Annotated in this window: 23 protein-coding genes; 11 read left to right on the top strand and 12 right to left on the bottom strand. The window is 38.3% G+C overall.

The window, feature by feature from the left end:
* Positions 1-65 precede the first annotated feature (65 nt).
* The 6 genes from LEP1GSC199_RS06875 to LEP1GSC199_RS06850 all read left to right on the top strand — a co-directional run bounded on the left by LEP1GSC199_RS06875 (position 66) and on the right by LEP1GSC199_RS06850 (position 6,839).
* The gene (locus LEP1GSC199_RS06875) at positions 66-2,321 is read left to right on the top strand and encodes an aconitate hydratase (protein ID WP_002979587.1); all 2,256 of its coding nucleotides are present in this window, start codon (positions 66-68) and stop codon (positions 2,319-2,321) included.
* Between the two features lie 68 nt (positions 2,322-2,389).
* A complete protein-coding gene (locus tag LEP1GSC199_RS06870) occupies positions 2,390-3,541 on the top strand; it encodes a hypothetical protein (protein WP_002979489.1) in 1,152 nt (383 codons plus the stop codon).
* A complete protein-coding gene (locus LEP1GSC199_RS06865) occupies positions 3,541-4,218 on the top strand; it encodes a class I SAM-dependent methyltransferase (RefSeq protein WP_002979585.1) in 678 nt (225 codons plus the stop codon). The genes LEP1GSC199_RS06870 and LEP1GSC199_RS06865 overlap by 1 nt, the downstream gene beginning before the upstream one ends.
* A 70-nt stretch (positions 4,219-4,288) precedes the next feature.
* Complete coding sequence (gene pnuC, locus LEP1GSC199_RS06860) at positions 4,289-4,942, top strand: nicotinamide riboside transporter PnuC (RefSeq protein ID WP_002979501.1); 654 nt, start codon at positions 4,289-4,291, stop codon at positions 4,940-4,942.
* A gap of 299 nt (positions 4,943-5,241) precedes the next feature.
* Positions 5,242-5,595, top strand: a complete 354-nt coding sequence (locus tag LEP1GSC199_RS06855; protein WP_039926294.1) for a hypothetical protein — start codon at positions 5,242-5,244, stop codon at positions 5,593-5,595.
* Between the two features lie 65 nt (positions 5,596-5,660).
* Positions 5,661-6,839, top strand: coding sequence for a hypothetical protein (locus LEP1GSC199_RS06850; RefSeq protein WP_157356605.1), 1,179 nt, complete (start codon positions 5,661-5,663; stop codon positions 6,837-6,839).
* A 98-nt stretch (positions 6,840-6,937) separates the two neighbouring features.
* Here LEP1GSC199_RS06850 and LEP1GSC199_RS06845 read toward each other — a convergent pair whose 3' ends face one another.
* The 10 genes from LEP1GSC199_RS06845 to LEP1GSC199_RS06795 form a co-directional block, all read right to left on the bottom strand.
* Positions 6,938-7,309 (bottom strand): DoxX family protein, encoded by a 372-nt coding sequence (locus LEP1GSC199_RS06845; RefSeq protein WP_002979606.1) that lies wholly within the window; start codon positions 7,307-7,309, stop codon positions 6,938-6,940.
* Between the two features lie 84 nt (positions 7,310-7,393).
* Complete coding sequence (locus LEP1GSC199_RS06840) at positions 7,394-7,996, bottom strand: YdeI/OmpD-associated family protein (protein ID WP_002979572.1); 603 nt, start codon at positions 7,994-7,996, stop codon at positions 7,394-7,396.
* Positions 7,997-8,020: 24 nt separating this feature from the next.
* Positions 8,021-8,488 carry an SRPBCC family protein gene (locus LEP1GSC199_RS06835; protein WP_002979460.1) on the bottom strand — a complete coding sequence of 156 codons (468 nt, stop codon included), beginning with the start codon at positions 8,486-8,488 and terminating at the stop codon, positions 8,021-8,023.
* Between the two features lie 6 nt (positions 8,489-8,494).
* Positions 8,495-8,818 carry an ArsR/SmtB family transcription factor gene (locus LEP1GSC199_RS06830; protein WP_002979569.1) on the bottom strand — a complete coding sequence of 108 codons (324 nt, stop codon included), beginning with the start codon at positions 8,816-8,818 and terminating at the stop codon, positions 8,495-8,497.
* 468 nt (positions 8,819-9,286) lie between these two features.
* Positions 9,287-9,814, bottom strand: a complete 528-nt coding sequence (locus LEP1GSC199_RS06820; RefSeq protein WP_002979511.1) for a Uma2 family endonuclease — start codon at positions 9,812-9,814, stop codon at positions 9,287-9,289.
* 365 nt (positions 9,815-10,179) lie between these two features.
* Positions 10,180-10,509 (bottom strand): divalent-cation tolerance protein CutA, encoded by a 330-nt coding sequence (gene cutA, locus LEP1GSC199_RS06815; RefSeq protein ID WP_002979549.1) that lies wholly within the window; start codon positions 10,507-10,509, stop codon positions 10,180-10,182.
* A 50-nt stretch (positions 10,510-10,559) separates the two neighbouring features.
* Positions 10,560-10,805: a hypothetical protein gene (locus LEP1GSC199_RS06810; protein ID WP_002979499.1), complete on the bottom strand. Its 246-nt coding sequence runs from the start codon at positions 10,803-10,805 to the stop codon at positions 10,560-10,562.
* 4 nt (positions 10,806-10,809) lie between these two features.
* Entirely contained in the window at positions 10,810-11,145 is a 336-nt protein-coding gene (locus LEP1GSC199_RS06805) for an LBF_4227 family protein (protein WP_002979491.1), read from the bottom strand.
* Positions 11,146-11,430: a DUF883 family protein gene (locus tag LEP1GSC199_RS06800; RefSeq protein ID WP_002979579.1), complete on the bottom strand. Its 285-nt coding sequence runs from the start codon at positions 11,428-11,430 to the stop codon at positions 11,146-11,148.
* Between the two features lie 9 nt (positions 11,431-11,439).
* Complete coding sequence (locus LEP1GSC199_RS06795) at positions 11,440-12,165, bottom strand: response regulator transcription factor (protein WP_002975764.1); 726 nt, start codon at positions 12,163-12,165, stop codon at positions 11,440-11,442.
* 58 nt (positions 12,166-12,223) lie between these two features.
* Between LEP1GSC199_RS06795 and LEP1GSC199_RS06790 the strand changes: the two genes are divergently transcribed.
* On the top strand, positions 12,224-12,640 hold the full coding sequence (locus LEP1GSC199_RS06790; protein ID WP_002979510.1) for a DUF4279 domain-containing protein: 417 nt from the start codon (positions 12,224-12,226) through the stop codon (positions 12,638-12,640).
* On the opposite strand, the gene LEP1GSC199_RS06785 is transcribed toward LEP1GSC199_RS06790, so the two are convergent.
* On the bottom strand, positions 12,609-12,968 hold the full coding sequence (locus LEP1GSC199_RS06785) for a hypothetical protein (RefSeq protein ID WP_002979517.1): 360 nt from the start codon (positions 12,966-12,968) through the stop codon (positions 12,609-12,611). The two genes, LEP1GSC199_RS06790 and LEP1GSC199_RS06785, sit on opposite strands and share 32 nt — an antisense overlap.
* 12 nt (positions 12,969-12,980) lie before the next feature.
* Between LEP1GSC199_RS06785 and LEP1GSC199_RS06780 the strand changes: the two genes are divergently transcribed.
* On the top strand, positions 12,981-13,952 hold the full coding sequence (locus LEP1GSC199_RS06780; RefSeq protein ID WP_002979527.1) for an amino acid--tRNA ligase-related protein: 972 nt from the start codon (positions 12,981-12,983) through the stop codon (positions 13,950-13,952).
* A 7-nt stretch (positions 13,953-13,959) separates the two neighbouring features.
* Here the strand turns inward: LEP1GSC199_RS06780 and LEP1GSC199_RS06775 are convergent, their stop codons facing one another.
* Entirely contained in the window at positions 13,960-14,349 is a 390-nt protein-coding gene (locus LEP1GSC199_RS06775; RefSeq protein ID WP_002979557.1) for an LA_2478/LA_2722/LA_4182 family protein, read from the bottom strand.
* 55 nt (positions 14,350-14,404) lie between these two features.
* Here LEP1GSC199_RS06775 and LEP1GSC199_RS06770 point away from each other — a divergent pair, with 55 nt between their 5' ends.
* From LEP1GSC199_RS06770 to LEP1GSC199_RS06760, 3 genes are read left to right on the top strand one after another with little or no spacing between them, the layout of a single operon-like run.
* The gene (locus LEP1GSC199_RS06770) at positions 14,405-15,025 is read left to right on the top strand and encodes a DUF6935 domain-containing protein (protein ID WP_002979547.1); all 621 of its coding nucleotides are present in this window, start codon (positions 14,405-14,407) and stop codon (positions 15,023-15,025) included.
* Positions 15,026-15,838 (top strand): ZIP family metal transporter, encoded by an 813-nt coding sequence (locus tag LEP1GSC199_RS06765; protein ID WP_039926287.1) that lies wholly within the window; start codon positions 15,026-15,028, stop codon positions 15,836-15,838.
* A 12-nt stretch (positions 15,839-15,850) separates the two neighbouring features.
* Complete coding sequence (locus LEP1GSC199_RS06760) at positions 15,851-16,165, top strand: hypothetical protein (protein WP_002979568.1); 315 nt, start codon at positions 15,851-15,853, stop codon at positions 16,163-16,165.
* The last annotated feature ends 26 nt before the right edge of the window (positions 16,166-16,191 follow it).

Genomic DNA, 16,191 nt, shown 5'->3' with positions numbered 1-16,191 from the left:
ACTTGTAGTTTAATTTTCGATTGATTCCCTTTTTTCCTGCGGTCTGATAGGTATAAGAGGTTCAGATGGCATTTGATATAGAAATGATTGCGGCACGTTATTCCAAAATGGAAGCGACCATCACACAAGCCAGGAAGTTATTGGGTCGGCCCCTCACACTTACAGAGAAGATTTTATACAACCACCTTTGGGACGGAAACCCAACGAAGAGTTTTGGTCGCGGTGTTGATTACGTGGACTTTGCTCCCGACCGAGTGGCCATGCAAGATGCAACAGCGCAAATGGCGCTTCTCCAATTTATGCAAGCGGGTCGTAAAAAAGTAGCGGTTCCTTCCACCGTTCACTGTGACCACTTGATCACGGCAAAAGACGAATCCGGTGTGGATCTCGGAATTGCTGTCAAAGAAAACAAAGAAGTATATGATTTTTTATCCTCCGTTTCTAACAAATATGGAATTGGTTTCTGGAAACCAGGTGCAGGTATCATCCACCAAGTTGTTTTAGAAAACTACGCTTTCCCCGGCGGGATGATGATTGGAACTGACTCTCATACAGTGAACGCTGGTGGTCTTGGGATGGTTGCGATTGGTGTGGGTGGAGCAGATGCATGTGATGTTATGGCAGGACTTGCTTGGGAACTCAAATGGCCAAAAGCCATCGGTGTCAAACTCACAGGAAAACTAAATGGTTGGAGCACAGCTAAAGACGTTATCTTAAAAGTAGCAGGAATTCTCACTGTGAAAGGCGGAACGGGCGCCATTGTAGAATACTTTGGTCCTGGTGCGGAATCCCTTTCTTGTACGGGAAAAGGAACTATCTGTAACATGGGTGCTGAAATTGGAGCAACCACTTCCACTTTCGGTTATGACGAATCTATGGAACGTTACCTAAGATCCACTAACAGAAGTGATGTGGCTGATCTTGCCAACAAATACAAAACACATCTCACTGCGGACAAGGAAGTTTATGCAGACCCAGCAAAATACTTTGACCAAGTGATAGAAATTGATCTCAATACTTTGGAGCCTTATATCAATGGCCCTTTCACTCCGGACCTTGCGACTCCTATTTCCAAAATGAAAGAAGAAGCAGCAAAGAATGGTTGGCCACTCAAAGTAGAAGTAGGACTCATTGGTTCTTGTACCAACTCTTCTTATGAGGATATCTCAAGAGCTGCTTCTCTTGCCAAACAAGTCGCTGCCAAAGGTTTAAAAACCAAAGCAGAGTTTACCATCACTCCTGGATCGGAACTGGTTCGTTACACCATCCAAAGAGACGGATTCATTGATTCCTTCCATAAAATTGGAGCTAAAGTTTTCTCTAACGCTTGTGGACCGTGTATTGGAATGTGGTCTCGTGTGGGTGCGGATAAAAAAGAAAAGAACACCATTGTTCATTCCTTTAACAGAAATTTCCAAGCCCGCCAAGATGGAAATCCAAACACTTATGCCTTTGTGGCTTCACCAGAGATCACAACGGCTCTGGCCATTGCCGGGGACTTAGGATTCAATCCACTCACAGACACTCTTACCAATGAAAAAGGAGAACAAGTCAAACTTGATCCACCTACAGGGGAAGAACTACCTAGCAAAGGTTTTGCGGTAGAGGATGCTGGTTTTATTGCTCCTGCTGCAGATGGTTCAGGCGTACAGGTGATTGTAGATCCAGCTTCCACTAGACTCCAACTCCTAGCACCTTTCAAAGCTTGGGAAGGAACTGATCTTAAAGGTCTGAAACTCCTCATTAAAGCCAAAGGAAAATGTACTACTGACCATATTTCTATGGCAGGTCCTTGGTTAAAATTTCGTGGGCACTTGGACAATATCTCCAACAACTTACTTATTGGAGCGACAAACATCTTCAATAGCAAAACCAATGAGGTGAAAAACCAACTCACTGGAAACTATGAACCAGTTCCGCAAACTCAAAGAGCTTACAAAGCCCAAGGGATTGGATCCATCGTGGTTGGGGATGAAAACTATGGGGAAGGTTCGTCTCGCGAACACGCTGCCATGGAACCAAGACATTTAGGTGTAAGAGCCGTACTTGTAAAATCGTTTGCTCGGATTCACGAAACAAACTTGAAAAAACAAGGGATGTTGGCACTTACCTTTGCAAACAAAGAAGATTACGATAAAATCCAAGAAGACGATGTGATTGATATTGTAGGCTTAATCAGTTTTGCAGAAGGAAAACCACTGACACTTGTATTCAACCATAAGGATGGCAAAAAGGACGAAATTCCAGTCAACCATACTTACAATGCGCAACAAATCGAATGGTTCAAAGCTGGTGCAGCTTTGAATTTAATGAAAGCATAAGATTTTAGCGAAACAACCTCGAACCATCGCCAGATACAGGTTATCTGGCGACTTTTTCTTTTCCCGTAATGCCAAAACAAAAATCCAAACCTATAGAAACCGCAGAGGAAACTCTGATTTGGACGGGAATTTCTTCCAACCAAACTAAAGCCCAAAAAGAGTTTAACGATGCTCTCCGTAAACACAAAGAGACCTTAGAACGTTCCAGAGAAATTGAACCTTTATTTCAACTAGTCAATGAAACTTATATAAATGATGTTTTACCCGAATTAGAAAAACAGAAAAAATTAGAGCGAACACGTTTTGAACTGATGTGTGCCATCCTAATTGAAGAAAAACTTTCTTTTGGTAAGATGCAAAGGGAATTTTTACGACGTTATCTTTTGGAAATGTGTAATGATTCAATGATGGAAGACTCTACATTCTATGGAAAGTATCGTGACCAATTGGAAACTAAATTTGAACGTCTAGAACGCCTTCGATATAAAAACCAAATGGAATCTAGAATCAAAAATACATTTGGAGTAGAAATTGATTTGGATGATATGAATCGAACTGGGTTTGATTCGGAAGAGGAAAGGGAATCTCACGAAGAAAAATATAGAGAATTTCGTGAAAAGTATGAAGAATACAGATCGGATTACTTTAGAAGTAGAGGTTCCCAGTCGAGTGAAAGAAAGAAAACCAAATCACAAACCGAGAAGGAAAAAAAGATCTTAGAATCGGAACGTCTATTAAGCACAGACATCAATACACTTTTCAAAAATTTAGCCAAACTCATTCATCCCGACAAAGAACAGGACCCAACTTTGCGGGAAAAAAAATCAAAACTTATGACTAAACTCTCCGGTGCGAGAGACAATATGAATATTGCAGAAATTTTAGAAATTAAAATGCAAGTAGATGAACTTATCCCCAACCAACAAACAGATGTATCTTTCCAAGATACTTCGATCAAACGGTTTGTGGGTATCATCAAAACAAAAATTCGTGATTTGGAAGATTCGATTCGGCAGAGGTTTTTTTCACATCCCTTGATGGCTGAATTTCCAGAAAGAAAAATCACAAAAGAAACCTTAAATACCTATTTAAAACGTGTAAAAATAGACAACCAAATGGTGACTCAAACGTATGAAAAGGAAGTAGAACAACTAACAAAAGAACCGAAATACATCAAAGAAATGATACGTGAATTACAAAGTTTAGGGACCCAATTCTAATGAAGAGTTTTTTGAACAAAAAAAACTTTGGTTTTGGTAAAAATGGCAAAGAGTTCGATGGGTCGTATTGGTCAGATATTTACGGTAATGGGTTGGATGTCGATGGTTCTTATAATGCCAAACAACATGCTGAGTATTTAAGAGCTTTGTTTCAACTGATGGAAATTCCTGTTTACAAAATGGCTGATTTTGGATTTGGGAAGGCGATTCTCCTTAGAGAGATGGTAAAAACTTTTTCCCCAGTGAAAGTGTATGCCGTGGATGCTTCCAAAGAAGCCTACGAAGACCTAAAGAAAAAAGATTGGGTGAAACGTTCTGACAAATTCCATCTCTATCATGAATCTTTAGAAACTTTCAAACTTCCTAAATTAGAAAAGGAACCAGTAGAACTTGGGATTTGTAATTCTGTGATCCAATACCTCCCCGATGGAATGATCCCTGGTGTTTTGGAAAAAATGGCAAAATATTGTAATTACTTGTATTTCACTGTTCCGACAAACGAAGACTATGCGGTGATGAAGGAAGAGATGTCATTCACTGACCCGTATGCCTTCTCTAGAACCAAAAAAAAATACAGAAAATGGATTTCTCGTGATTTTGAAATCGTAGGATACAATCTTTTACAAAGTAAATGGCTTGGAGAAAAAGGGTTTAAAGAAGATTTTTTTCGGATTTAACAAAAAGAAAAATACGAAAAACAGTTTGGTTTCAAATAGAAAATACCTCTTATCAATTTCTAAATACTAAATGGATACAGTCTCACACTTTATTTCCTTAGACTATACACTATTTGTTTGTTTTGGATATCCATTATCGGTACTCGAATTTTTTGGAACAAGCTCTGGACTCGTTTGTGTATATTTGGCCTCACGAAATCATATCCTCACTTGGCCCATCGGGATATTTAACTCCATCTGTTTTTTCTTTTTGTTCTTTCAGATCCAACTCTATTCGGATATGTTATTACAAATTTATTTTTTTGGATCAAGTATCTATGGATGGTGGGTATGGCGTAAAAAGTCAGGATATTTTTTGAAGATTCATTCATTGGGCTGGAAAAAAAATACAATATTGTTTTCTACCATATTAGTATCTACTTATCTATTGGGGGAATTTACTTTTTATTTACCTAGTTTACTCCCCAATATTTTTAAGATGCCACCAAGTTACCCATACTGGGATGCATTCACTACCACTGCAAGCATCGTGGCAAATTTTCTTTTGGCGAGACGGATACTAGAATCTTGGTTTTTATGGGTTCTTGTGGACGTGGTTTGTATTGGTTTGTATTCTCTAAAAGAGATTCCCTTTGTTACTGCAGAGTACGTTGTGTTTTTACTCATTGCCTTTTATGGTTGTTACCATTGGTATCGGGAATACAAAAAATTTGGGTCAAAATGAGACTTTTTAAAATGCCTGGAAAAAGCTTAGTTTAATGATGGCAATTTTATTTTCTTTACAATTGAAGTTAGTTGATAAAGAGTTGCTGTTGAAAATAGATATAAAAAATTGTAACAAGAGTTTTATTTTAGACTATTAGGCAAAATCAATGATCAGTATTAAAAACTTACAACTTACAACTTACAACTTACAACTTACAACTTACAACTTACAAATGTATTAATTGCCTAGCTATAATATTTTGCTTCTTTTTAGTGCAAAGAAATTATAAAGAATTAAAATCTATATTGAAAATATATTTGAAATATAGAGAGATAGCGACTCTTTACACAGATTTGATTTCGGAACGAGATGCAACTTCTATCATTACTGAACTGGAGGTGATTTCTTCCCCCATTCGAAAAAAATGTTCTTCCGTGATTTACGTTAATCCAGAAGCTATGAATCCAGAAAAAGTTGATGCAAGCCAAGCAATTACATTTGCTTTACTCCCTTGTAAATTTGAGTTAGTTGATCTTTCGAACAAAAGATCCCTTCATGGTGATGGATATTTTTTGATTTTAAATAAAAATATGACCCAAATCGAAAACTTTCAAAGTTTTCGATTGTTAAACTTTTCCGAGCACTATACGCTACTTTCCAAATCAATATGAAGTTAATTTCATTTTTATATCTATTGGTATTATATACACTTTTGTTTGTACAGCATGTGCCGACTATGTATAGATCAACTTTCCCCATTTTCCCTATAGTCATAACCTTCTTTGCGCTTTGGTTCAATAGGGAACATTTATTTGAAGTTCTAAAAGAACAGAAAAAAATATTATTCCTAAGTGCGATTATTACATTTTTCTTATCAACCCTCTTTGTTATTCGATGGGATATAGAGCTTTATGGCATGTGGGATTCTTGGGCAAACTGGAGCTTAAAGTCAAAATCCATTACTTATGAATACATAAATAATGGAAAAGTAAGCCTTCCTGTGATGGCAAGTATTCACCCAGAATATCCAATAGGCTTACCTATTTTTGTAACCTTAATTGGGATAATGTTATCCGATTGGCTTATAGAAATTCTTTACTTCATTAGTATCTTGTGTACATTTTTTATTGTTTTCAGTTTTCTTGATCGAATAAAACAAAAAACTTTGGCCTTAATTGGGTTAGCATTGCTATATTCAAATTTGAAATTTTTCCAAATTTCGACTGACTTATGTGCTGAACTGCCTTTATCTCTGATACTTCTGATATCTATTTCCAGTGCTCATTCCATTAAACCAAAAAAGTTGCTTGATGTATTCTTACTTGGAATTTGTATTAGTTTGCCAATTATAATTAAGACTGAGGGGATTTTGTTTTTTATAATAACTTTTTTGTATGCAGTATTTATACTTTTGCATAAAACGAGAAACCTGCAAATTATCAAATCTGTTCTCAGTTTGGTAGTAGGAACAACATTGCCTTTTCTTTTCATCTTATTTACACCAAAATTATCCAATGGTTTTGGGAATGTAGATTTTAAATTTGCCATACTTTTAGAACCTGCAGAGTTATCGAATGCACTTACGACCCGAATCCCCTCAATTATAACTTATTCTTACCAATTTCATTTTAAGCAAATGTATGGTCTCTTTTTGGTTTCAATGATTTCTTTATTTATTTCCAAAAAGCTAAGGTTAGTTGGCATTGGCTTTTCCCTTTTGATTCTTATCAGCGGCTATAACATTATTTATGTATTCAGTATCCAAGATATCACTTGGCATTTAGCAACTTCATATGCGAGAATCAATATAGTTTTATTACCTGTGAGTATTTATGCCTTATTATTAAGCTACAGGGTTTTTTTGAGGCGAGTAGTGTTTTTTATAAGAAATATAAATAGCCAAATTGGAAAATAGTTTGTTTTCTAACAATAGATAGGAAAATTATTTCTACTCCCCTCTTTTGAATCTAGAGGAGAGTTTACTAAAAAATTAGGAAGTTTGCTCTTCATTCTTCAGACTCTGCGATTTGCTGGACGTAAGTACCAAGAAATCACAGTGAGTGCCAAAAGAAGAAGCGAAGGAAAAATTTCTCCAATCGGATGACCAGAGACTATATGTGAATAGGCAGCTCCCGACATCGCAAAGAAAAATCCAGCATAAGCCCATTCTTTCAGTAAAACATATTTTGGCGTTAGAACGGCAATGACACCAAGTAGTTTCCAAACACCCAGAAGTGTTAAAAAATAACTGGGATAACCCAGTTGGTTTATCTTTTCTACTTCTTCAGGAAGTTTCATAAGTTGCACAATCGCAGTTGATACCATACCCAAGGACAACCAAAGAGTAAAGAACCAATACGCTATTTTTTTCGTTTTCTCTGACATAAAATTCTCCTAAATTAGAATATAATTTCTGTTTGTTGGCGAAGATCGGTGCATCACTAAATGTAGTTCTCCCATAACTTACGCTTAATCGTTCAGTCCTTTTCCGCTTAAAATATTTGGTATTTGTTTTTGAATTCTCTCTTCTCTTGTTTCGGAGCGTTTTGCTCCAGAAAAATGGAGTAGATATCCTCTCTGTCTGCCGGGGGTTAAAGATAAAAAAGCAGTGTGTAACTTTGCATTTGATTCTAAGTGTCTTAAAAACTCTTCTGGAACCTCATACTCAGAGGTTTTTTTCATCGCAACTTTTTCCCCTGATTTTTCCACCTGTATGGCTTCTTTGATATAGGATTTGAGGACTGTTTGAAGTTTCGTGATTTCAGAAGAATTTTGGAAGCGGATTTGTCTTGCCGATTGGACGTTTTCTGACTGTTGGATAAGAATTTTTTTAGAATCTTTTAGTAAGGCTCCTTTAAAAAATAAGATGGCACAGTATTCTTTGAATCCATGTAACAAGAATATGTTTTGTCCGTGCAGAGTATAACAAGGTTGCCCCCATTTGATTTCTTCTGCTAACTTACTTCCCAAGGCAATAGAACGCAAAATTTCAAACTCTTTTTTCCAGGATTTAGTATCTTTAAAAAAGAAGTCAGCGGGCTTTGTCGTAGATTTTTTTTTGTTTGTATCCATACTAATTCATTGATTTGAGTTTTATCAAGTCTTGTCTTTGATCACTTTTTCTAACTTGTTATGTGCCATATTGATTCCTTGGGCAAAAGGCATCTTTAGAATCTGGTCTCTTTGTTCTACGGACTTGTAGATGATATGCATAATGAGTTTACTTTTGTTTTCTGATATTTTCTGAAATTCAAAAAATTCAAGTTGAATCGGGAAACCTGTGTTTTCCATCTCGAAGGTTCGTACAAAACTTTCATTTTCTTTTATATTTAGTAGAACTCCATTGGCACGGAACAAAACAACCCCTTCTGGACTTCTGGTCTCAAAGATCCAACCTCCATGGTTTTTTGCTTCAAATTTCAAAACTTTATTGCCCATCCATTGTTCGATAAGTTCAGGTTCTGTATGCGCTTTAAAAACTAACGAGGCAGGTAGGTCAAACTCACGTTCGATCGTTAACTCTTGTTTGCCGTCTTCTGCATGAACTTTTGTTTTGAGTTCCATAAATTTTTATCCTTTGGCTTTATAGTTTTTCATCACAGATTCTAGTTTGTTGAACCGGTCGTCCCAAAGTTTCTGGAAGGGGGCTATGAAATTGGCGATCTCTTTCATTTTGTTTGGATTTAAGTGGTAATAAATCTCCCGACCGCTGGGTTCTTTTGCCAGTAACTCGCATTCTGTCAGAATTTGTAAATGTTTGGAAACAGTCGGCCGTTTGGTATCAAAGTGGGAAGCTATGCTTCCTGCTGTCATGGACTGGGTGGCCACGAGGAGGAGGATGGCTCTTCTTGTGGGATCGGCAATTGCTTGGAATACGTCTCTTCTTAAATCCATTGTGTAGTCATTTGACTAATGAAATATGTGTAGCCATTTGGCAACACATATTTAGAGGATGGGGAGGTTTTTTTAAGAACCTTCGGCGGGATTTTAATTACTTTAGCCCGTCTAGTTAGCTAATTTATGGGTATGGAATATAACATTCATGATGCGAAATCTAATCTTTCGAAGTTGATTTTCCAAGCTTTAGAAGGCAAAGAGTGATAATTTCCAAGGCCGGCAAACCCATTGTGAAACTAGTCCGATTCTCGCCTGATAAAAAGCAGAAACGTAAAATTGGATTGTATCAGGGCAAAATGAATATTTCAAAAAAGGTTCTGCTGATAGTGGAAAATTCAGAAAATCAAATCTATCTCAGTCTTGCTAGTGTATGGGAAATGATCATTTCTACTCAGATAGAATAAAATGGGATATTTAATTTCTTTAAGGATTTTAAGAAATTCTAGTTAGTAAAGAGTTTAGAACTTACGAAAATAATTGTTCTAATCCAAGTTGCCAATTTGGGAATGCAGAAGAAATAATCTTCCCATTTGTATTTTCCGTACTACAAGTAAGGGAATACTTTCCCGATTTTAAAACAAATACTTCGACAACTTTCTGTTCGGGAAAGACGATCCAGTACTCAGAAACCCCATATTTTTCATAAATGGCAAACTTATCCACTGTGTCACGAGAGATGGATCCTGGAGATATAATTTCAACCAGTAGGTCGGGGATACCGTGGATGTGGCCATTCGGGTTGAAGATTGACAAATTTTGATTTTTGATGTAGATCAGATCTGGTTGGACGACATTGACTCCCTTCTCCAAAATCACGTCTAAGGGAGCGGTGAAAATGGCACCTAACGTTTCTTTTTGTAAGCAGAGTTGAAATTGAAAGAATAGTTTTCCTAGTATTTGTTGGTGGAAGCCGAGTGGACTTGGTGTCACGAAAGATACTCCATTCAGGGTTTGAGTGAGATCAAATTCAGACTTCGGAATCGTAACATCCATTCCCTAACCATAACAAAATTTGGCAGGCTGTCAAGATAGAAGATCTGTTGAATCTGAATCTGTTTGATTGATGAGGTTTTTGAATTTGTGAATTGGTTTTCTTTGATCTGCCAAAAATGAGTCGGTATCGGTTAAAATATAGGTTTTGTTATGGTGTTTCTTAAACCATCCATCCCCACGCCAGGGCATACGAAGGGCTTGGTCGGAGGAGGCTTTGCCTCCGAAGACGGGAGCGAAGGCGGACCCCGGAGTACGCCCGGTCGTTAAACGTTAACAGTTTGGTACTAAAAAAAGTTCGAGGCGCCCACTAAATAGCGGAAAGGCTTCTGGTAGATTTAGGAGTAGGAGGTTTGAAAAAGATTGGCTCAACTATTTTTTTTAATCTTGTCGGCAACAAACGCCTTGTAGGCGGGAGAGCCAAAACTGACATCTAGGCGAATGATTTCGGGAGCAATATAAGGATGGCGTTTTTTGATGTACTCTTCGATCGCATCATACTTGTCTGCTTTGGCTTTGAGGAGGATTTTGTTTTCGGTATCGACGGTGATTTTTCCTTCCCACAAATAAACAAGTTCTACTTCGGGGAAGATGGTGCCCGATACAATGATTCCTTGTTCTAACATTTCAGAAATATGTTCTTCGGCCATGTCGCGGTCGCCAATTGTGGTAAATACTAAAATTTCGTCTGATACCATGAGAAATCCTTTTTTGTTTTTACAAGGATCGGCTTTTGGTAGGGAAACCCTTATTCTTTGGGAGATTTATTTTGCAGGTAGGATTGGAATCCTTCTCTCACTTGGTCCACCATTCCAGACTCACGCACCGTGCGAACCACTCGTTGCCAAAATTTGATTTTGCCTTCGAATTCATTCCATCCGAGTTGCAAATCCATTCGTTTGATTTTGAGTAACATCCGTAGTTCTGATAAAGACATGTCTCTTGGATCTTTCTCTATATACCGTTCATGGTCTGTTAGGGGATTGAAACGCATGGAATTATTTTTTCTTTAATACCAGTGATAAAAATAAAATGGCAAAAACTAAAAATCCAAATCCTGTTCCGAAACTGGCAAGGATGGGATCCCCTGTCGTGAGAAATTTCTGAAAACTTAGGAAAACTCCATAGGATATGTAGATCAGCCCTAAAAAGATTAGGAAAAAAGAAGTGAAAACCCAGACAGAAGACAATACCAAATTTTTAATATAAACTTGGAGGTTCTTTTGGATGTAAATCACCATCACTTCGCCATAGGCTACCACTTTGGTGATTAGGTCTTCGAAGGCGGCTTTGATTCCGCCTTTTTTACGATGTTTTGATTCTTTATGTTCCAATTATTTTTTCTTAAAAACCCAACCAAGTGCAAGGCCAAGACCAAGTCCCACACCAAACCCAATCACTGCGGCTTTTTGTGGATGTTCTTTTACATAAGTACCCACTGTATCAATAACTTCTTTTGCTTTGATAGAAGCTTCTTCGCTAGCCTTACCTAACTTTTGTTTGATGTCGCTTACTTGTTCCATATACTTCTCCTTGGCTCTTTGTTCAATTTCTTTGGCTTTTTTCTCATACAACTTAATTTCGTCGATGAGGGATTTGTCTTTTTTTACTTCTTCCATAATGGTTCCTTAATCGGGAACAACAATGTTCTCAAAGTTATCAGTGAAACGATATCCGATTCCCCAAATGGTTTCAATCCATTCTGGTTGTGCGGAATTTTTTTCTAGTTTGGAACGAATGCGTTTGATATGACTGTCGATCATCCTTTCAAAACCATCCCATTCCACACCCCAAACCGATTCCAAAATCATTTCGCGAGAAAAAACTTTCCCCGGAGAACCAGCTAGCAGTTGTAAGATGTCAAATTCCTTTCTAGAAATATTGATGATGTTTTCGTTGAGAGTGACACGACGACGAATGGAATCAATTTTAAGCGCACCACGAATGATTTCTCCGGCTTGGCCCACATTGGGTTTGATCCCAATTTTTTTATCCCATCGACGAAAAAAAACATCCACTCGGGTTTTTAATTCGCGCACCGAAAATGGTTTTGTGATGTAATCATCAGCACCTAACTCAAGTCCCATGATGCGATCGATTTCTTCTGTCCTTGCGGAAAGAATAAAAATCGGCGTACTTTCGTCGGCCTTTCTAATGCTACGGCAAATTTCCATACCATCAATGTCCGGGAGAGAGAGATCCAGAATCACTAAATCAGGATGATTGGACTTGTAAAATTTCAAACCTTCTTCGCCATTTTCGAAAACGGAGGTTGTGTAGTGAGCAGAATCGAGTGATTTCCGGATTAGGTTGCCGATATCCGGATCGTCCTCAATTACCAAAATATTTTTCATGTTTTTCCCTTGAGTTCTTTCTCAATTTGGTTCTTGTAGTAGAAAAAAAAAGTAAAAAATGGAATCGGGAACACAAAGAGAAGCAAAATCGTGGGCGATGTTCGCCATCACAGGACCTAGGCTTAAGCCCCTGGAAGTGACGGAAAAACTAGGCATCCAACCGGACTATTATCACGGTGCGGATGTAAAAGACATCGAAAATATGACAATTCCGAGTCATTGGCAGCTCAATTCCAAGCTTGGACCGGAATTTCCGTTACTGGATCATATTTGGGATCTGCTTAAAACATTAGCACCTGTTCGCAAAGATCTAAAAGAATTTACGGAAAGTTATGAATCTACCATTTATGCTTCGGTGGAGTTTGCATCTGAGTTCACCAAAGGTGTGGTTCTCGACAAAAGGACTATGCTTTTGTTAGGTGAGATGGGAGTGAATTTGGAAATTATCCCCTGGAATCTCGATGAGACTCCCTAAGGATACCGGGACTTGGAAAAACGAGACGGATGAGGTCAAAGCGTTTTAAATACATATAACTAGAGACGGGGAGGCCGAGGAGTACAAGCACCCGTTTCTTCAATCGTAGGTCGCGGGCCATGTTTAAGAGTTTGGTAAGAAGTGTGATAGGAAGGTAGGGAAGATTAGAAAGGTCCATTTGGATATGAGATCTTGTTTGGAAAAACAACATATGCATTACAGAATCCATTTCTTCTTCCAACTCATTGTGAACAGTTTTAGACAAAATGACAATTTCATACGCATTCTGAACTTCGCGTACATTCAGGTATTTTGTTTTTTTTGCCATTGGAGGTAATGTATGGTCTCACTCTCAAAAGATACACTCATTTTTCGATCTTTAGTTTTCAAAATGGTTCGTGAGATTTTGTCTCGAAATGAATTTTTGGAAGTCGATACGCCTACCCTAAAACCCATTGTGGGTATGGAACCTTATTTGGATCCTTTTGAAGTGCGCTCTCCTGACTCGCGTGAGAAGGGTTATCTCATTACCTCACCGGAATATAGTTTGAAACAGATGATGGCAAAAGGGATGACTCGGATCTTTGAATTGGCCCATACATATCGGTCGGGTGAGATGGGAAGTGAGTTCCATTCCAAAGAGTTTCTTATGTTAGAACTTTATGCGAAAGAAATGGATGACGTTATTTTACGTCATTTTATAGAAAAATTTTTGAGAGAATTGATCCATAGTTTTGGAACCGAAGAGGATCAGAAAAAAACATCTAACCCGGAGTGGATCCGCCATCTTTCTGTGAAGGAAGTGTTTCTCGTCCATCTTGGGCATGGATATGAAAAAGAAAATTTGATCCAAACCATCACCAAACAAAAATTATCTGCCACTCCCAAAGAGGAACTTACTTCTTGGGCCTACGAAGATTTATTTTTTTTGGTCTTTTTGAATTGTGTGGAACCTAAATTAGGGGAAGGGATCGTGTTTTTATACGACTATCCCCCAGAATGTGCTGCGCTTGCAAGGGTAGTGGATGGGGTTGCCAAACGATTTGAAATCTATTGGGACGGGTTGGAACTTGCCAATGCTTTTTATGAACTGAGTGATGCCAAAGAACAACGAAAACGGTTTCAGGAAGAACAGGAACTACGTGCGAAGTTAGGTAAGGAAGTGTTTGCGATGGATGAGGACTTCCTTCGGTGTTTGGAAGATGGATTTCCCGAATGCGCTGGGATATCGATAGGAATGGACCGGTTATTATTAAAACTTTCCGGTAAACACGGGCTAGGTGAAATTAGCCCGTATTGGATGGAAGTTTAGACCAAGTTTAATCTTCTTCTTGAAACTTCTCGCAAGACTCAGGAACTTTCCCTTCTTCTAAATCAGCACAAGAGAAGGTCGCCATATCTTTGGCACATTTTTTCATGTTCTCTATATCTTCTTTCGTGAGTTTTTTTGTGGGTTTATCGTTTGTTGGTTTTTGGCCTTCCACTACATAATTTTTGTAACGGGATTCACAGACATTGCCATTTACAAATTGTGACTCGACCATTTTTCTTTGGTCAGCAGGAAGTTCTTTTAATTTTTCCTTCATACATTCCGAAGACTTTGCACACATCTTTTTAGAGAGGGCTTGGAATTCTTTTGCGTCTTTTAATGATTGTGAGGTGAGAAGGAAAGGAAGGAAAAAGAGAGAAACGAGTAATATTTTTTTCATACAAAGATTCTACTGGTTCTAAACATTTGGTAAAGAAAAAAATGAAGAAAAAGGATTGAAACGAATCGGAATAGTTCTAAAATTCTCTCCCATGAAAGCAATCACCTCTTTATTCTTACTATGTTTTAGTGTTTCACTTGTGGCACAAAACTTGACCGGAAGAAATCCTGTGATCATTCCTTCTGAACCTACAACGATTGAAGAATTCAAATCATTGCAGTCGTCAATTGCTATTACACCGGAAGGAGCAGCAGCAATCCTTGTGCTTGCGATTTCTCTTTATAACAAAAACCAAGATTTAGGAACGAAAGCCGTCATCCTTTCTGTCCTCTCCAAAAACAGACAAAAGTCCACCAAACCCTCTGCCGTGGATGGAATGGATTTAGGTGGAAGTGATAAGTATCTACTTGGCCAATTGGATAAATACAAAATGTTATCGAGTGGGTATTGGAAAGGGGCGGAACCAACTAACGGATACAGACCGAGTTTGCCTTTAACAGTCGAAACTTATACAAACCCTTATTCGGGCGATGAGTCCACTGGCAAATTGAAACTTTTTGTAGCCACTCGGGGTGCTTCTAGTTTCCGACCAGTGTCTGTAGAAAAAGATACTGATGGTCTTTGGCGTGCCAAAGAAATGAGCTCTCTTTTTGTTGGAATGATGCCAGCCAAATAGATGTTAGACTCTCTTATGTTATGGCACCCGGTGGTTTTAGCTCTCCTTGCCACGGGCTTTACTTGGTTTTGTACTGCCTTTGGTGCCAGTTTTGTTTTTTTCTTTCGCACCGTGCCAAGACCTGTCTTCAATGCGATGTTAGGGTTTGCTTCTGGGATTATGATCGCTGCCAGTTTTTGGTCTCTTCTTTTGCCCTCCATTGCTCTTTCCGAACAAGCTGGAAATCCTGCTTGGCTTCATTCGAGTTTTGGGTTTTTATCTGGTGGACTCACTCTCTATGTTTTGCACAAACTCCTTCCTCACCTTCATGTGGGTCTGGAGGAAAATCATTTAGAAGGAGGGAAGTCTTCCTTCCAAAGAAGTTTGTTACTTGTTCTTGCCATCACTTTACATAATATCCCCGAAGGTTTGGCCGTAGGTGTTGCCTTTGGAGCGCTAGGTGATGGGTTTACCTATGAAGCGCTTATGGCGGCAGCGGTCGTTGCCTTTGGAATTGGAATCCAAAATATTCCTGAGGGTGCTGCGGTTTCCATTCCTTTGTTACGAGAAGGTTTTACTGCACGGAAAAGTTTTTGGTATGGACAACTCTCTGGATTTGTCGAACCAATGGGTGGGCTTCTCGGAGCTACCCTTGTCTTTTATGTGGAAAGCCTACTTCCCTTTGCACTCTCTTTTGCCGCAGGAGCCATGATCTTTGTTGTTGTAGAAGAGTTGATTCCAGAATCTCACACAGGCAAAGAAACAGAAATGTCAACCCTCGGTGCCATGTTTGGATTTGTTCTTATGATGGCCCTTGATGTGGGTCTTGGATGAATTAGGGGAACCATGAATCCAAATTCTTTTCTTACTAGTAGCATTCTTTATGGTTGGATTCCTGATTTCGAATTTAATTCTTATGATCTTTCTGATCTAGTGGTCCTGGATCAAGAATTAGAGAAGGAATGTAAAACAATAGAAGATAGGTTCCATGCTTATTTGGCTATTTATAAAAAAGGAACCCTTGCAAAACCAAAAGGATTATGTACAACTTTCCAATATGCCATCTTAGAATCTAAGGCATTTGATATTTGTCAGGAGTTTGAGAAAAAATTAGATGGAAATATTTTGGTTGTGTATGCAAAACCGTTGAAACGTTGGTAATTTAATTCTAATATTATGAGAGACGT

The organism is Leptospira vanthielii serovar Holland str. Waz Holland = ATCC 700522, assembly GCF_000332455.1.
Taxonomy (GTDB): Bacteria; Spirochaetota; Leptospiria; order Leptospirales; family Leptospiraceae; genus Leptospira_A; species Leptospira_A vanthielii.
This window is presented reverse-complemented; position numbering and strand designations above follow the sequence as displayed.

Excerpts from the sequence above, each read along its gene's own strand:
- LEP1GSC199_RS06820 (WP_002979511.1), bottom strand. The coding sequence starts at position 9,814 with ATGGATGTTACGATTCCGAAGTCTGAATTTGATCTCACTCAAACCCTG.
- cutA (WP_002979549.1), bottom strand. The coding sequence starts at position 10,509 with ATGGTATCAGACGAAATTTTAGTATTTACCACAATTGGCGACCGCGAC.
- LEP1GSC199_RS06785 (WP_002979517.1), bottom strand. The coding sequence starts at position 12,968 with ATGGCAAAAAAAACAAAATACCTGAATGTACGCGAAGTTCAGAATGCG.
- LEP1GSC199_RS06865 (WP_002979585.1), top strand. The coding sequence starts at position 3,541 with ATGAAGAGTTTTTTGAACAAAAAAAACTTTGGTTTTGGTAAAAATGGC.
- LEP1GSC199_RS06830 (WP_002979569.1), bottom strand. The coding sequence starts at position 8,818 with ATGGATTTAAGAAGAGACGTATTCCAAGCAATTGCCGATCCCACAAGA.
- LEP1GSC199_RS06840 (WP_002979572.1), bottom strand. The coding sequence starts at position 7,996 with ATGGATACAAACAAAAAAAAATCTACGACAAAGCCCGCTGACTTCTTT.
- LEP1GSC199_RS06795 (WP_002975764.1), bottom strand. The coding sequence starts at position 12,165 with ATGAAAAATATTTTGGTAATTGAGGACGATCCGGATATCGGCAACCTA.
- LEP1GSC199_RS06850 (WP_157356605.1), top strand. The coding sequence starts at position 5,661 with ATGTATAGATCAACTTTCCCCATTTTCCCTATAGTCATAACCTTCTTT.
- LEP1GSC199_RS06875 (WP_002979587.1), top strand. The coding sequence starts at position 66 with ATGGCATTTGATATAGAAATGATTGCGGCACGTTATTCCAAAATGGAA.
- LEP1GSC199_RS06835 (WP_002979460.1), bottom strand. The coding sequence starts at position 8,488 with ATGGAACTCAAAACAAAAGTTCATGCAGAAGACGGCAAACAAGAGTTA.
- pnuC (WP_002979501.1), top strand. The coding sequence starts at position 4,289 with ATGGATACAGTCTCACACTTTATTTCCTTAGACTATACACTATTTGTT.
- LEP1GSC199_RS06780 (WP_002979527.1), top strand. The coding sequence starts at position 12,981 with ATGGTCTCACTCTCAAAAGATACACTCATTTTTCGATCTTTAGTTTTC.
- LEP1GSC199_RS06800 (WP_002979579.1), bottom strand. The coding sequence starts at position 11,430 with ATGGAAGAAGTAAAAAAAGACAAATCCCTCATCGACGAAATTAAGTTG.
- LEP1GSC199_RS06870 (WP_002979489.1), top strand. The coding sequence starts at position 2,390 with ATGCCAAAACAAAAATCCAAACCTATAGAAACCGCAGAGGAAACTCTG.
- LEP1GSC199_RS06845 (WP_002979606.1), bottom strand. The coding sequence starts at position 7,309 with ATGTCAGAGAAAACGAAAAAAATAGCGTATTGGTTCTTTACTCTTTGG.
- LEP1GSC199_RS06790 (WP_002979510.1), top strand. The coding sequence starts at position 12,224 with ATGGAATCGGGAACACAAAGAGAAGCAAAATCGTGGGCGATGTTCGCC.
- LEP1GSC199_RS06810 (WP_002979499.1), bottom strand. The coding sequence starts at position 10,805 with ATGCGTTTCAATCCCCTAACAGACCATGAACGGTATATAGAGAAAGAT.
- LEP1GSC199_RS06775 (WP_002979557.1), bottom strand. The coding sequence starts at position 14,349 with ATGAAAAAAATATTACTCGTTTCTCTCTTTTTCCTTCCTTTCCTTCTC.
- LEP1GSC199_RS06765 (WP_039926287.1), top strand. The coding sequence starts at position 15,026 with ATGTTAGACTCTCTTATGTTATGGCACCCGGTGGTTTTAGCTCTCCTT.
- LEP1GSC199_RS06760 (WP_002979568.1), top strand. The coding sequence starts at position 15,851 with ATGAATCCAAATTCTTTTCTTACTAGTAGCATTCTTTATGGTTGGATT.